This window comes from Exiguobacterium sp. PHA03 (assembly GCF_041945985.1).
Taxonomy (GTDB): Bacteria; Bacillota; Bacilli; order Exiguobacteriales; family Exiguobacteriaceae; genus Exiguobacterium_A.
Genome location: NZ_JAUTYQ010000001.1, coordinates 1,119,532 through 1,134,960, shown reverse-complemented (window position 1 = coordinate 1,134,960; position 15,429 = coordinate 1,119,532). Strand labels below are relative to the sequence as shown.

General features: G+C 45.0%; 17 protein-coding genes. 13 read left to right on the top strand and 4 right to left on the bottom strand.

What is annotated here, in order from left to right:
• The first annotated feature begins 21 nt into the window (after window positions 1–21).
• Together Q7C19_RS06120 and nth are read left to right on the top strand one after the other, a co-directional pair.
• Window positions 22–600 (top strand): DnaD domain-containing protein, encoded by a 579-nt coding sequence (locus Q7C19_RS06120; RefSeq protein ID WP_023468616.1) that lies wholly within the window; start codon window positions 22–24, stop codon window positions 598–600.
• 4 nt (window positions 601–604) lie between these two features.
• Window positions 605–1,261, top strand: a complete 657-nt coding sequence (gene nth / locus Q7C19_RS06115) for an endonuclease III (RefSeq protein WP_375091879.1) — start codon at window positions 605–607, stop codon at window positions 1,259–1,261.
• A 38-nt stretch (window positions 1,262–1,299) separates the two neighbouring features.
• Here the strand turns inward: nth and Q7C19_RS06110 are convergent, their stop codons facing one another.
• The gene (locus tag Q7C19_RS06110; RefSeq protein WP_023468614.1) at window positions 1,300–2,214 is read right to left on the bottom strand and encodes a DUF3800 domain-containing protein; all 915 of its coding nucleotides are present in this window, start codon (window positions 2,212–2,214) and stop codon (window positions 1,300–1,302) included.
• Window positions 2,215–2,387: 173 nt separating this feature from the next.
• Entirely contained in the window at window positions 2,388–2,690 is a 303-nt protein-coding gene (locus tag Q7C19_RS06105; RefSeq protein ID WP_023468613.1) for a DUF1798 family protein, read from the bottom strand.
• A gap of 74 nt (window positions 2,691–2,764) precedes the next feature.
• Here Q7C19_RS06105 and recU point away from each other — a divergent pair, with 74 nt between their 5' ends.
• The 7 genes from recU to Q7C19_RS06070 all read left to right on the top strand — a co-directional run bounded on the left by recU (window position 2,765) and on the right by Q7C19_RS06070 (window position 11,232).
• Entirely contained in the window at window positions 2,765–3,391 is a 627-nt protein-coding gene (gene recU, locus Q7C19_RS06100; RefSeq protein WP_215148244.1) for a Holliday junction resolvase RecU, read from the top strand.
• A gap of 20 nt (window positions 3,392–3,411) precedes the next feature.
• Window positions 3,412–6,108 carry a PBP1A family penicillin-binding protein gene (locus Q7C19_RS06095; protein ID WP_375091878.1) on the top strand — a complete coding sequence of 899 codons (2,697 nt, stop codon included), beginning with the start codon at window positions 3,412–3,414 and terminating at the stop codon, window positions 6,106–6,108.
• Window positions 6,109–6,205: 97 nt separating this feature from the next.
• A complete protein-coding gene (locus Q7C19_RS06090) occupies window positions 6,206–8,470 on the top strand; it encodes a DEAD/DEAH box helicase (protein WP_056062151.1) in 2,265 nt (754 codons plus the stop codon).
• A complete protein-coding gene (locus tag Q7C19_RS06085; RefSeq protein WP_035407260.1) occupies window positions 8,467–9,672 on the top strand; it encodes a ribonuclease H-like domain-containing protein in 1,206 nt (401 codons plus the stop codon). Before Q7C19_RS06090 ends, Q7C19_RS06085 begins: the two co-directional genes overlap by 4 nt.
• Window positions 9,669–10,229, top strand: coding sequence for an SLOG family protein (locus Q7C19_RS06080; protein WP_035407264.1), 561 nt, complete (start codon window positions 9,669–9,671; stop codon window positions 10,227–10,229). The genes Q7C19_RS06085 and Q7C19_RS06080 overlap by 4 nt, the downstream gene beginning before the upstream one ends.
• Before the next feature lie 5 nt (window positions 10,230–10,234).
• Window positions 10,235–10,549: a cell division regulator GpsB gene (gpsB, locus tag Q7C19_RS06075; protein ID WP_035407267.1), complete on the top strand. Its 315-nt coding sequence runs from the start codon at window positions 10,235–10,237 to the stop codon at window positions 10,547–10,549.
• A gap of 128 nt (window positions 10,550–10,677) precedes the next feature.
• Window positions 10,678–11,232, top strand: a complete 555-nt coding sequence (locus Q7C19_RS06070) for a nuclease-related domain-containing protein (RefSeq protein ID WP_290751162.1) — start codon at window positions 10,678–10,680, stop codon at window positions 11,230–11,232.
• 43 nt (window positions 11,233–11,275) lie between these two features.
• Here Q7C19_RS06070 and Q7C19_RS06065 read toward each other — a convergent pair whose 3' ends face one another.
• On the bottom strand, window positions 11,276–11,593 hold the full coding sequence (locus Q7C19_RS06065) for a hypothetical protein (protein WP_056062146.1): 318 nt from the start codon (window positions 11,591–11,593) through the stop codon (window positions 11,276–11,278).
• Between the two features lie 33 nt (window positions 11,594–11,626).
• Complete coding sequence (locus Q7C19_RS06060) at window positions 11,627–13,201, bottom strand: FAD-dependent monooxygenase (RefSeq protein WP_035407276.1); 1,575 nt, start codon at window positions 13,199–13,201, stop codon at window positions 11,627–11,629.
• Between the two features lie 88 nt (window positions 13,202–13,289).
• Here Q7C19_RS06060 and yvfG point away from each other — a divergent pair, with 88 nt between their 5' ends.
• The 4 genes from yvfG to Q7C19_RS06040 all read left to right on the top strand — a co-directional run bounded on the left by yvfG (window position 13,290) and on the right by Q7C19_RS06040 (window position 15,370).
• Window positions 13,290–13,511, top strand: coding sequence for a protein YvfG (gene yvfG, locus Q7C19_RS06055; RefSeq protein WP_035407279.1), 222 nt, complete (start codon window positions 13,290–13,292; stop codon window positions 13,509–13,511).
• Window positions 13,508–14,119, top strand: a complete 612-nt coding sequence (locus Q7C19_RS06050) for an NUDIX hydrolase (protein ID WP_035407281.1) — start codon at window positions 13,508–13,510, stop codon at window positions 14,117–14,119. Before yvfG ends, Q7C19_RS06050 begins: the two co-directional genes overlap by 4 nt.
• Before the next feature lie 60 nt (window positions 14,120–14,179).
• Window positions 14,180–14,389: a hypothetical protein gene (locus tag Q7C19_RS06045; RefSeq protein ID WP_023468601.1), complete on the top strand. Its 210-nt coding sequence runs from the start codon at window positions 14,180–14,182 to the stop codon at window positions 14,387–14,389.
• A 351-nt stretch (window positions 14,390–14,740) separates the two neighbouring features.
• Window positions 14,741–15,370, top strand: a complete 630-nt coding sequence (locus Q7C19_RS06040; protein WP_290775013.1) for a 3D domain-containing protein — start codon at window positions 14,741–14,743, stop codon at window positions 15,368–15,370.
• The last annotated feature ends 59 nt before the right edge of the window (window positions 15,371–15,429 follow it).

Below are 15,429 nucleotides of genomic sequence, written 5' to 3'. Positions count from 1 at the left end.
CTAGAGAATCGAGGAATTACGATGAATCATAATTTAGTGCAATTATTCGAGGAAGGGACGGTCGTCTTACCGAAACGATTGTTCACCGAGGCAAAACGGTTAGGCATCAGTTTTGTCGAGTTCACGTTGATTGGTCAATTGTTTGCCTGTCGGGCAGAGGGCATGGAGATGCCGTCACCGGAAGAGTTAAGTAATCGACTTGGACTATCCGAGACGGAAACAATCGAGACGACACTCGGTTTATTACAAAAAGGATTACTAGCGATGGAGAACGTCAACGGATCAGAACGTTATTCGCTTGTGCCGCTTTACGAAAAACTGATGGCACCACCGGAACAGGAAGCACCGAACTTTGATACGATCAACCCATCCGTCTTCCAACAATTCGAGCGGGAACTGGGCATGATGTCACCGTTTCAGATGGAGCAAATCATTCAGTGGTTGACGATCGAAAATATTTCGGAAGAGCTCGTGCTCGCTGCACTTCGAGAAGCGGTCTATCATAACGTTCGCAAGATGACCTATATCAATCAAATTTTACGAACGTGGGAACGCGAAGGCATCAAGACACTTGAGGATCTTGCCGGGCGAGGAGGCTGAGTAGATGTTACGGAAAGCAGAAATCGATCGGATTGAAGCGACGTTAGAAGAGATGTTTCCGGATGCATTTTGCGAGTTGATTCACCGCAATCCGTTTGAACTGGTCGTCGCGGTCGCACTGAGTGCGCAAGCGACCGACGTACTCGTCAATCAGGTGACGCCTGGATTATTTGCTGCGTATCCGGATCCTGCTTCACTTGCTGCGGCGCCGGTTGAGGAAATCGAGGACAAGATCAAACGACTTGGATTATACCGGAATAAAGCAAAAAACATCAAGGCACTGGCAGCACAACTCCTTGCGCAACACGACGGTGAAGTCCCGACGGAACGAGCCGGACTTGAAGCATTACCTGGTGTCGGGCGTAAAACGGCGAACGTCGTCTTGTCTGTCGCCTTCGATGTCCCGGCATTTGCGGTTGATACACATGTCGAGCGCGTCTCGAAACGTCTCGGAATCTGTCGGTGGAAGGATAATGTCACACAGGTTGAAGCGACACTCATGCGCTGTTTCAAACGAGAACGTTGGTCAAAACTCCATCATCAATTCATCTTCTTTGGACGTTATCACTGTAAGGCGCAACGTCCGAACTGTGAAGCTTGCCCGTTACTCGACATGTGTCGAGAAGGGAAAAAGCGGACAAAAGGATTAGCGACACCATAAAAAAGTGGATCCCTATCGGATCCACTTTTTTTGAGTCATCAACCATTCCAAGGGGTATCGGACCATTCACGACGCTTTTTCGTGATCGGTACTTTTTTGAAACCCCAGTTTCGGAAATCTTGGTCCGGGCTATCGCGGCGAATGTAAATTTTATCTTTGATGGCTTTAAAAATCCGGTTTTCGTCCCCATAATGGACAAACCGTGGTTTTACCTCGATGACACCACGACGGACGCGGGACAAAGGTAAGCAGACCAAATCGGCAATCTCAAGACCAGATTGGTAGAGGTCGCTGTCTTTTTCAGCAAAGATGAAGCCCTTGATTTTTTGACGGCTTTTTTCAACGTCGAGATGGACCGTTCCTGAATTGAAGATATCGAAGAATGCCTTTTGAATCAGCAAGTTCTGATAATCATCACGACTTTCAAGCACAACACGTGCACTCGTCGCTTCTGTCTCATCAAGGAAGGAATAGAACGATTTCATCAGATGAGCGAAGGCAACGACATACGGATCCTTCGGTGTCGAGAAGAAGTCTTGCAGCTTCTGTTTATCGACTTCGACACTGACGATCGTACAATCGATATCGACTAAAAATTCCGGTAAGGCAATCCAGAAGTGACGCAACATATCGATCGTGATCCCGTCTTCTTTTCCATATGGATGTTCGGCTTTTAAAATTTCTTTGAGATGAAGCGGAATATGTGGATCCTCAAAGACTTTTGCCTTGAAGTCCATCAAACGTTGACGAAGCGGACTCGGTTCGCCCGTCTCATCCGAATCGATGGCATATTTATATTCCATCAAGACACCTGTTAGATTGAATTGTGTATTCCCCTTAGGTGTTCCCGTCTCGTCAACGAACATGATGTATTTCTTCGGGGCAGGGGTTGAGTTCTTAGGAAATCCTTTGACATCAACGCCTTTGACGTTCGATTGTACCCGTTTGTTCAAATGAATCTCCTCCAATTGCACGATAATTACACAGTCTTTAAGAAAGAAATGCTCTTGATGCCACTTTACACGCTAGGCGACTGAAAAGCTATAGCCTGGCAAGTGAAACCGGTGAAACATTCCCTTATAGATTAGGTGTTCGACTCAAGGAAGATAATTCCTGTTTTTAATTATTATTCTTCGCCATTCATCAATCGATCGATATAGCGGACGGATTTAATCGTTTCATTGAAACGTTTCAGACTCGTCTTTGGCTGAAAGGCTTGGACAGAAATCTGCTTCAGTTGATCCACAGCACTTTCGACCATGCTCGGACGTAAGTAAGGACTATCTTGGGCATTCGTTTGCCACTGCGCAATCAGTTGATCTGCTCGTTCGACGAACGGTACGACGTCTCGATTGAAGTCATATTCGGTTCCGGCACGTCCTTCTTGATATATACGTTCGATCTCTTGTAATAACGGTTCAATTGTCATTGGTTTTTAACTACTCCTCTCGGCCGATACGGTACAATCACATATCATGGTACAATAAACGCGATAGGAGGGGAATCGTTTTGAATTACCCGAATGGGAAAAAATTTCAAAAGCCACTCGAGTCGCACGGAACCCGAATCAAGAAGGCACGATCAACCGATTCAACCTTTTCAAATCGTGGGATGACGCTCGAAAAATTATTGAATGAAAGTAATACGTTTTATCTGACTCATAATCGGGCAATCATTCACAAGAAACCCACTCCGTTACAAATCGTTCAAGTGGATTATCCAAAGCGATCTGCAGCTGTCGTCAAAGAAGCTTATTTTAAGCAACCATCGACGACCGATTATAATGGTGTCTACCGCGGAAAATATATTGATTTCGAAGCGAAGGAGACGACAAATAAAACGTCCTTCCCGATAAAAAATTTTCACCCCCATCAAATCGCACACATGCGTCAATGTGTCGAACATGGAGGAATTTGTTTTGTCATCATTCGATTCAGTCTGTATAATGTGCAATATGTGCTTTCAGTCGAGCACGTGTTCCCCTGGTGGGATCAACTCGAAAGCGGACGGAAATCCATTCCGCTGACGATCATCGAACGAGACGGTATCAAAGTCGAGACTGGCGCGTACCCTGCTATCGATTATTTAAAGGCAGTGGACGAACTATATTTCAATTCAGACACTTTTTGATTGAAGGAGAAGGATAGCATATGGAAAGAAGTCGTGTCGCACGTCGTGAAGAAACGAAGTCATCTGAGAAAAAGATGAAACGGACGAAACGTCCCCAAAAGAAAAAATCAGGTGGAGGATCCGGTGGGAAAGGTCCACTCTGGAAAAAGTTATTGTTGATTGCTACCGGATTATTTATCTTGATGATGTTGATCGGAGGCGGATTTGCGGCTTATGCGATTGCTACGGCACCTGAGCTTGATGAAGCAGAGCTTCGTGATGCTTTACCGTTAAAGATTTATGCAAGTAATAAAGAGGAAATCACAAAAGGTGGAACGAGCCGAGAATATGTGTCGATCGATGAAGTACCAGAAGTCGTCAAGGACGCATTCATCTCGATCGAGGACCGTCGTTTTTATCAGCATAACGGGATTGATTTCCGCCGTCTCGGAGGTGCCATCATCGCGAACGTCACTGATGGATTTGGTTCTGAAGGCGCTTCGACGATTACGCAACAGGTCGTCAAACAATCATTCCTCAGCTTTGATAAAACAATCACACGGAAAGTCCAAGAGCAATGGCTTGCGATCCGCTTAGAGCAGGATTATACGAAAGATCAGATTTTAGAGATGTACTTGAATAAAAACTACTATGGTCAAAACTCATTTGGCATCCAGACCGCTTCAAAAGCCTATTTTAATAAATCAGTTGATAAGTTGAATTATGCGGAAGCTGCAATGCTCGCGGGATTACCGCAACGTCCGACAGCTTATGATCCAATCAAAGGAGATCCGAAGCTAACGAAATGGCGTCAGACACAAGTCCTCAATGCGATGCAAACGACAGGCGTCATTACAAAAGCGCAACGAGATAAAGCGGTCAAACAACCAATTTCGAAATTAATCAATCCGGCGCCGAAGTCAACGAAGGATGAATCATATGATAGTGTCATCTTCGACATGGTATCAAAAGAGTTAGAAGATGATTTTGGTCTAGAAGGAAAAGATATCTATGGTCAAGGGTTAAAGATCTATACGTCGATTGATAAGCCGATGCATGACTATATGAACGAAGCGATCAAAAAAGATCAAATCGTTCAATTACCGGAATATGCTGAAACGGCTGCTACGGCAATTAATACGCAAACCGGAGAAGTTCTTGCAGTCGTCGATGGTAAAAATCCAGGTAAAGGAACAGCGCGACGAAACTATGCAAATGAACCCCATCAACCGGGATCATCCGCAAAACCATTCTTCGCATACGGTCCGGCCATCGAAAATGACAAATGGTCGACTGCGAAACAATTGACGGATAAGCCGACAGAAGTTAACGGAAAAGAGATTGGAAACTATTATGATGGATATCGTGGTACGAATACGATTCGTCATTGGTTGAAAATCTCGGCTAACACACCTGCCATTCAAACGTTCCAAGAAATTGGTGGGGATGCAGTCGAAGCATTCGCTGAAAAGTCTGGTTTGAAAATGAAAGACGATGAGTCGATTTCACCAGCTTATGCAATTGGTGGGATGAAGCATGGTTTTAATACGACTCAGATGGCAGGAGCTTATGCAACACTGGGTAATGGGGGCGATTATATCAAACCACACGTCATTAAATCGATTGAGTACAGTGACGGATCTAAAATCAAGTCACCAATCAAATCGAAAAAGGCGATGGAAGACTACACAGCTTATATGTTGACGGATATGCTTCGTGATGTCTTGAAACCAGGTGGTACGTTCCCAAGTGCTGGGTTATCGTTTGATGCAGCCGGTAAGACAGGGACAACCAATGCTTATAAAGATGTCTGGTTTGCAGGATATACATCTGATGTCTCGATCAGTGTCTGGACAGGAACAACAAAATCAGGAAACAACAATGGATCCGGACTCAGTGGTCCATATAACAGTACGATGGCACAGCAAATCTGGAAAGATTTCATCACGAAAACACGCGATCGAACGCCAGCGCCATTTGAACAACCAAGTTCTGTCCTCAGTATCGGAAACGAATTATACGTGAAAGGGACGAAGGAACCTGTCGTTGAAAAAAAGACGGTACCCGCTCCGACTGGATTACAAGCATCTTACGATGAAGACAAAAAGAGCGGTGAACTGACTTGGAACTACAATGACGCTGCGCTTCGTGCCAATGGGTATGATAATGTATCATTTGAAGTAAAGATGACAGATGCTGATGGTAAATCATCGACAGTCGGAACGAGTACGACGAATCGAATCAGTATCAGTGGATTAAAGCCAGGTCGCTCGATATTCCAAGTCGTAGCGAAAGCGTCAGGAGAAAAATCGGGACCAGTCTCGACGACGGTAACGGTCACCGATCCTGAAGAAGAAAAACCGTCAACGGACGAGCCAACGACGGATGAACCAACGACGGATGAACCGTCAACGGACGAGCCAACGACGGACGAACCGTCAACGGACGAGCCAACGACCGACGAGCCAACGACGGACGAGCCAACGACGGACGAGCCAACGACGGACGAGCCGACAACGGACGAGCCAACGACGGACGAGCCAACGACGGACGAACCGTCAACGGACGAGCCAACGACAGACGAACCAACGACGGATGAACCGTCAACAGATACACCGAATTCAAATGATGGTGCGAATGCACAAAACAATTCGAACGGTTCAACGGAACGAAACAACTCGAATGATAATGGAAATAATGGTCGTGGAAACGACGCTACGAATTCTACAACACCATAAGCACGACTTGTAAAGAAAGACAAGACCAAAGACGAGTAGATCGTTCTTTGGTCTTGCTTCTTTTTTTGTATAATGAAAAGTGGAAGGAAGTGAAGGCATGCAAGCGAAACAAACGCTCGTTGCATTTCTTGAAGAATTGAAACAGGACCGTTCATTCATGGAGCGGATTACGTATATGAAAACGATGGAAGCGACAGCGGGACGCTATGTCGATTTTCCAGAACAGTTACCGGAACGCTTGCGCCAAGCTCTCCGGACACGTGGCATCACTCAGTTATACCGTCACCAAGGATTGGCGTATGAACGCGTACAAGCAGGCGAGTCGACGGTCATCGTCACTCCAACCGCCTCGGGAAAGACCTATTGTTTTAATTTACCAGTCTTATCACACTTGCTCGAACATCCAAACGCACGAGCGCTGTATCTGTACCCGACAAAAGCGCTGGCACAAGATCAAAATAGTGAATTACTCGAACTGATCGATCAATTAGAGGCTCCAATCCGTTGTTTCACATATGACGGAGATACGTCACCGACGATTCGAACAAAAGTACGAAAAGCCGGGAACATCGTCATTACGAATCCAGATATGCTACATTCCGGAATCTTACCACATCATACAAAATGGATCGAACTATTTGAGAACTTAAAATATATCGTCATCGATGAGCTTCATACGTATCGCGGTGTCTTTGGCAGTCATGTCGCGAATGTCATTCGTCGCTTACGACGGATTTGTCGGTATTATGGCAGTAATCCCGTCTTCATCATGACAAGTGCAACGATTGCAAATCCAAAGGAACTAGCCGAACGATTAACGGAGAAAACAGTCGGACTAATTGATGAGAATGGTGCGCCGACAGGACGTAAACATTTTCTCGTCTATCAACCACCGATCGTCAACGCACAACTCGGTATTCGACGCTCGGCGACACTTGAGACAAAACAATTAGCGATGCGCTTCATCAAGAACAAGTTTCAGACAATCGTCTTTGCACGGTCTCGCGTCCGCGTCGAAGTCTTACTGACGTATCTGAGAAGTATCTATCCGCACGAGCTTGGTCCTCGATCCATCGAAGGGTATCGGGGTGGTTATTTACCAAGTGAACGTCGCGATATCGAACGACGGTTACGCCAAGGAGAAATCACAGGTATCGTCTCGACAAATGCTCTTGAACTCGGTGTCGACATCGGTCAACTGCAAGTGTGTATCATGAACGGCTATCCGGGTACGATTGCTTCACTTTGGCAACAAGCAGGACGAGCGGGGCGTCGGCAAGATGATGCACTAATCATTCTTGTCGCCTCATCTGGTATGCTCGATCAATATGTTGCGGAACGACCAGAGTTATTCTTGAATCAATCCCCGGAAGCAGCGCGACTTGATCCAGATAATTTGATCATTGCCGTCGATCACGTCAAATGTGCGGCGTTTGAACTGCCTTTTACGAAAGGCGAATCATTTGGAACGCTTGAGACGGAAGACATCCTCGAGTACTTAGTCGAAGAGCGTGTCCTGCACGAGCGAGGCGATCGTTTTTATTGGATGAATGACGCGTTTCCAGCACACGGGATATCGCTACGGTCCAGTGATCAAGAGAATGTCATCATCGTCGATCAGACCGAGGTACCGAATCGAGTCATCGGCGAGATGGATACCTTTAGTGCAATGACGTTGTTACATGACGAGGCCATTTATTTGCATGGGGCCGATCAATACCAAGTCGAGTACTTGGATTTTGAGGAGAAAAAAGCATTCGTCCGTGCAGTAGACGTTGATTATTATACAGATGCTAATTTTTCAGTCGACCTTTCCGTTCTCGAAGAAGATGAACAGTATGCAGAGGGAGAATACAGTGTTGCGCGTGGAGATGTCAGTGTTCGGGGGATGGCGACGATGTTCAAGAAGATCAAGTTCGGAACACATGAGAACATCGGGTCTGGTCCGATTCACTTACCAGAACGAGAGATTCATACGACAGGTGTCTGGTTCACCTTACCCGATCATGCACGCTCCTCGACGGAGCTTGAACAAGTGTTGGAAGGTGTCGCGAATAGTTTACGACGTGTTGCTCCGCTTTATTTGATGTGTGACGCTAGTGATGTCTTCGTCGTGCCGCAAGTCAAGGCGACACACACGCAGCAACCGACCGTCTATCTATATGATCGTTATCCTGGAGGCGTTGGTCTCGCGGAATCAATCTACAAACAACGCGGTGTCATGCTACGCGCAGCGCGTGATTCGATTGTCACATGTCCTTGCCAGGACGGTTGTCCTGCTTGTATCGGCATGGTCGGCGTAGCAGACGAGAAAGAACGAACGATTCAGTTGTTAGCAGAAATGGAGAAGGAATTATCATGAAAAATCGTCTTAGACGAATGCTGAAATCTACATCAGACGTCTCATCGGAGAATATAGAGCCTTCTGTCCTCGAAGTGGAAACGCTAAAGCCAACAAGCGGATGGACTGAAGAGCAACAAGCCTGGATTGATCGTGGGGCGGATATCTTAACATTCGAACAAGAGTGGATTGTCAGGGTCGACAAACGCTATGCTTTGACGGACCGGCATGGAGACCGGAGTTTTGCCGAAGTGTATGAGTCTTTACAGCTTCCTCATCCACCACTTGCGCTGGATGTCCCACTTGAGCAGGTCATCTTCTTTGATACGGAGACGACAGGATTGCGGGGAGCCGGAACGACGATTTTTTTACTCGGGTTTGCGCGCTTTGAGCAGGGAGGATTGTTGATGCGACAATATTTCTTACCGCATCCGCACTTTGAGGCTGCCTTTTACCATCACTTCCTGCATGATATCGGGGATGATGTCCGATTCGTGACCTATAATGGAAAAAGCTTTGATTGGCCGCAAATCAAGACACGACACGTTTTCGTTCGGGAACGTGTTCCACGATTACCGAAAGTCGGTCATCTTGATTTACTCCATGTTGCGCGACGCATTTTTAAAGGAATGTATGACTCGTATCGATTGACAGCGATGGAAGAGCGGATTGGATTCGAGCGGGAAGGTGACCTACCTGGTTTTTTGGCACCAATGCATTATTTCCAATATGTCGAACATCAGCAACCGGAAATCATGACGGGCGTCTTACAACATCATCTAGATGACTGTTTAACGCTCGTTGGACTGTATGATGCGTGTAACCGTCTTGTCACGCATCGGGCGGAAGCACCTTCTCCTATTCAAGAGAACATCGCGATTTGGTTAGCGGATCTTGGAATCCATGAAGGATCCCATGCTCATTTTCAGCAGGTTAAAGAATTATCAGCAGAAGGATGGCTACGCCAAGGGTATTTGCATAAAAAAATGAAGAACCATGAACAAGCTAGAGACTGCTTTTTAAAAAGCGATAGTTACTTGGGGTATCTCGAACTTGCGAAGTGGGCAGAGCACATTGCAAAAAATCCCGTGCTTGCTTATGATTATACGGAACGAGCACGACAACACGTCGAACGGCATCATTGGTTAATCACTAAAAAAGAACGAATATTAGCTGAACTGGATCATCGAGAACGTCGGTTAAAAAGGAAGTGTAACTCGTGAAAGTAGTCGCCATCACAGGATACAAACCAAATGAACTAGGCATCTTTGATCAAAAACACCCGGGTATCCGGGTCTTAAAGGCAGCATACCGAGAACGGATGATTCGCTTGATTGAAGACCGTGGAACAGAGTGGTTCATTACGAATGCCTCGCCTGGATGCGAAATCTGGGCATGCGAGGTCGTTCTTGAATTAAAAGAAGAGTATCCAGATATTCATCTTGGTATCCTCTTGCCGTTTTTAGAACAGGAAGCGCGCTGGAAAGAACCAGTCCAAGCACAGTATCTTTCGATTCTTGAACAAGCTGACTTTGTCGAAGCAATCAGTCAGAAACCGTATACGGATCCATCGCAGTTGCGTAATAAAACTGAATTCATGATCCAAAAAAGCCAAGGATTGTTGTCGGTTTTTGATGAAGAGCATGGAGGATCAGCGAAATTTTTAGTAGAGCGTGCTAGAATGGAAATGGAACAATCCGATTATCAGTTATTTTTGATTACACAAGATGATTTATCTTGGCTCGAACAAGAATTACAATACAATGATCAGTGGGAGTGAAGAGGATGTATAAGCCATTGTTGACAGCGGACGATATTTACAAAAAGGAATTCAAGACCGGCCTCCGTGGCTATGTCATCGAGGATGTCGATGGATACTTGGATCAAATCATTAAAGACTATGAAGGATTCGAACGTGAAATCGAGCGTCTGAAGAAAGAGAATGAGGCGTTGAAACAAGCACCTGCTCAACCAGAAAAACGGGAAGAGCGTCGTGTTGAACACGTTGAACCACAAGTGTCGAGTTCATCCAATTATGATATGTTACGTCGTATTTCGAATCTTGAGAAGGCGGTTTTCGGTCGCCCTCATCAAGACTAATGAAAAAAGACATTTCTGCCAATCGTCAGAAATGTCTTTTTTGATTTCCTTCTTTTTGAAAGAATCGTCATGTATACGAAAACGGTGTTAAGATAACTACTAATACATATTACAAAGGATGATGAATCATGTTACAAGTCATGACTGCTTCTGTTCCGGCACCACCACGCCGTCGCTTTTTTGCAAGTAAGCAAGTGAATACGATGACGCATGAAACAGATGCGCTCTGCAATGAAATCCGTCATGTATGTCGTTTTGATTGGATGTTATTTGAACGTATACGTCTAACTGAAACGATTATCATTCCCTTTGCTTTGATTGGTCCAAAAGGGTTGTTTCTTGTGTTGCAAAACGATGCAGTCGTAGAATGGATGACGGAAGAATCCTGTCATGTCAGCGATCCTATGCATGGGAAAAAGGTGTTTTCACCCCATCCGATTAATCAATCGAAACGAATTGTCCAAATGGTTCGAAAAACGCTAAAAAAACAAGGGATCGTCATACCGATTCATGGCATCACACTTTTTCCGAATGCACCACAGATGCGGACGGAACGAATTAAATTTCCGACGGGTCATACATTCAAAGATGTGCGAGCGTTCATTGTTTCAAAGAAATCCTCTCCTGTTCAAGAGCAAGAACGAAAACAAGTCGCGTTTTATCTCGCGCAGCAACAGGAATGAATAAAGGCAGTGAAGCGAACGCTTCACTGCCTTTCATTTAAATTTATCGTCTTGGTCGAGACGCAAGGATGTTCTCGGCTTGATCCAGGTCTTCTTTTAAGACATACACCGCTACGCGATCGTCTAAATCTTTACTGAAGCGTCGGAATAAAAACGAAGTCTTGACGCCGCGTTCGACTCGAATGTCTAGATCAGCTGCCTCAAGTCGAGCAGCATCCTTCAATAAATCTTCTCCTTTTTCACCGAATGCTTCTCCGAGAAGCGACCATCGAAGATTTTCCTTCGCTCGTCTACTGACGATGACAAGAAATGCCACAATCAGAAGAATGATCAAAATCGTTCGAATCAGTTGTATATCCATATCTGCCTTCACCTCATCTTCTATCATACCGAGTTAGCGCGCATAAAGTAAACGTTCAACATAACGGGCGAACGATTTACTTTTTAAACCTTGCTGGCGATACGCGATATAACCGTCAGGGCGAATCAAATATAGTCCGGATTGCTTAATGCCGAAGCGTCGTGCGAGTTCGCCACCTTGATCGACGACGCCATCCTCTTTAAGGGATTGATGGATGGGTACTGTCTCAAATAGATCTGGATAGGTATAGGCGAGTTCCTTAAATGGCTCAAGAAGATCGTCAGTTGCGTTTTTTGGTAAGAACAACAGTAATAAGAAATTTCGATCCGCGCGACGTAACAAGAGTTCATTTTTTTTCGTCCGCGGATGTACGACTTCACTGTAGGGCATCGGTTCACCCGGCTTAGGTGTCAATGGACTGAAGTGTCCTTGCGTGACAAAGGTCAGGCTTGCTGGGTAGTGACTGTTGAGTTGAGCAATTCGATTTGTCACGAAATGATGTAAGGGTGCGATCTTGAGACTATTTCGAATGACTTTTTCTTGTAGAGGCAACAAAAACGGAATGTTGATCTGCAAGAGTTCGGTTGCTAAATTCGTTGATCGTAAGATACCTTGTGCCGCTTCGCGGCGTTCGACACTGTAAGAATCAAGCAACGGAAAACTCGCTTTGAACTGATGCACACACCAAAGTTTCCAAGCAAGGTTCATCGCATCAGCAATCCCTGTATTCATTCCTTGACCACCGACAGGGGAATTGATGTGTGCCGCATCCCCAATCAAATAAATTCGATGGTGACCAAATTTCTCGATAATTCGATTATGGACACGGAACATGGAATACCAATGGACTTTTTTTAGCTCGAACGGTACTTTGGCTCGATTTTGTAAAAAATCATCAATCGCTTTATGATCAGTCGGAACAGGTCCGCTCGTTAGATTGCCCGTAATGCGGAATAAATTCGACTGAAGTGGGAAAGACTCGATGACCCCATGATCAGAGAAGAAAATGTGGACCTCTTCGGAAGAGAGTGGCCAGTCGACTTCGATATCGGCCAATGCCCACGACTCTTTGAACGATTTTCCGCTAAATGGAAGTCCAAGTTCTCGACGAACAAAGCTATTCGCGCCATCAGCTCCGATGATAAAGGAAGCATCTACCGTCTCTGTCTCTCCTTTATGTTGTAAGGTAGCAGTAACGAACGTTGGGAATTGAGCGAATCCTGTTAATTCCGTCTCTCGTTCAACGGTATGTCCGTAAGTGGCGAGTCGTGCTTCGAGAATCCGTTCCGTCTCACTTTGAGGCAAGAGCGTAACAAACGGAAAAGGTGTATTTAAATCAGTAAAATCAAGCTTTGCCTGCCATGCACCATTAACATAGAGGTTTCCTTGATTGATTTTAATCGCATTTTCCATTAAATCTTCTGCCACGCCAAGTCTTGCGAACAATTCAAGGGAACGTGCTTGAATGCCGATGGCTTTGGAGACGACAGATGGTCCACTTGCACGTTCGACGATGCGGAAGGATAATCCATAGCGCGAGAGTGCGAGTGCGAGTGTTAAACCGGTTGGTCCGGCACCAATAATGAGGACATCTAATTTTTTATTCACGGATAACCCCCCTTAATTTACATCTTAGCCAAAACTCGTTACCATTAAACTATTGATGACACGCTCGACGTGTGAAAGGATGAAACTTGTGAACGAACAACTTTTTACGACAGAACGATTGATTGCGAATTTTAAGGAATATATCCGTCAGAACGAGGCTCATCTGACAAAGCGCAATGCTTTAAACGCCTACTACAAGACGGTAGCGGGATCGATTTTATCGGACCGGATCGCTAAAAATGCGGATCTGATCGTTCGTATGCGCCATCTTGAAGAAGCGTATCATCATGTTGCACAAGAAGGGCGATGAAGCAGGTGAACTTAGCCGATATCCGAAAACACTATGTAGATTCAGAAGAACGTTTACCTCGACATGCAGCAGCCGTACTCGTTCCTTTGGTTGAACAGGATGGCGAAGTCTATCTGTTATTTCAAGTACGAGCCAAAACCCTACGTTCGCAACCAGGCGAAATCGCTTTTCCGGGTGGTCGGATCGATATCGGTGAATTACCGAAAGCAGCAGCCATCCGTGAAACGGTTGAAGAATTAAATGTTAGTGCTTCCGAGATTGAAGTGATTGGAACGCTCGAACCACTCGTGACACCAAACCGGTCAATTATTTATCCGTATCTTGGTATTCTACATGCAACGGATTTTAATCCTTCACCGGCAGAAGTCGATCATGTCTTTCTCGTATCCTTGACAGAATTGATGACTTCTAAACCAATCAAAGGGGATATGGAGTGGCGGATACGCCCTGGTAAGGAAGTGCCGACCGAACGAATGGCGAATCGAGAAGCATATCTTGATCGTACGTATACAGTCACGGAGCATTTCTATGAGCACGGGGATTATCTAATTTGGGGATTAACCGCTAAAATCTTGCGCCAGTTCTTAGCTCAATTGACGCGTGACTAGCTTTTTTGGTCGTTATTTTATATGATTAACTGTAATTGAACGTGTCAGGAGATGAGTCAAATGGAAGAAACAGAAGAGTTATTCGATTATATCGTTGGTGATATGGTAAAAACAAAAGAAGGCTGGGTTGCGGAAGTAACAGCTGTATTGACAAATACGGTCGTCGGTGATGTATCCCATACGAAAAACTTTGAGGCACTCGGCTTAGAATTTGAAAAACAAGTCTTGTTAAAGTCAGAGATCGAATTGTTAGAACGTAAAACAAAATAATACATGAAAGCATACCAAGCTACTATGGTGTGCTTTTTTTATGTTCATTCAAAAAAATGAATAATAATGAAATATGATATTGGCTGGAGTGTTGTTAGGTCAATCGAAATGACTGAAAACATCGAAAAGATACATTTATTACAAAAGAGTAACAAAAGATAAATCGTAACAGAACGGTTACAAAATATAAAAACGTTGCTATACAACGAATGAGAGCGTTTTTTGTAAGCGTGTAACCATTTCGTTACTTTTTGACAGATATATTTCAAATCATGGTGTTCGCTTTTCAAACGGTTTGTCGCCGTGATACGGTGTGCGGGTCGTAAAACGGCGAGAAAGGTTGGCACCAACATGAAACGAACATCATTCCTATTATCCCTCTGTTTAGCGGGATTCATATTTATTCTTTTGCCGCATCATGAAGCTTCAGCGGCACAAATCGGGATTGGAACAGAGAAGACGATCGTACAAAATCCGTTAGAGATGAAACGTCAAGCTGCTCAAAAAAAGCGGGAACAAGCTGAGGCAAAAAAGCGAGCTCGATTACAAGCCGTAGCCAAACAAAAAGCAGAAGCGGAGCAGAAAGCAAATGCAAATGCTAAAAAGAGAGCTAGACAAGCTGCGAAGCAAAGCCGGAAGCAAGTGAAGACGGATCGTTCATCAAAACGTACGGTAACATTTGAAACGACAGCGTATACGACAAATCCAGAAAACAATGGAAGCCGCTTGTATAATGGTCGTGCCTTAACGGCATCAGGTTATGACGTCACGAATACGATTACATATGAAGGTCGTCGGATCGTGGCTGTTGATCCATCTATCGTGCCGCTTGGAACAAAAGTTCATGTAGAAGGTTTTGGTGACGCAATCGCACTCGATACAGGTGGTGCGATTCGTGGAAGAATCATGGACCTTCTAGTAGGATCAAAACAAGAAGCACTAGAATGGGGACGCCGCCAAGTGACAGTAACGTTCGAATAAATGAATATCGAGACTAGACGATGGGTAAACTCCATCGTCTTTTTTGTGTTAGTAAAGAT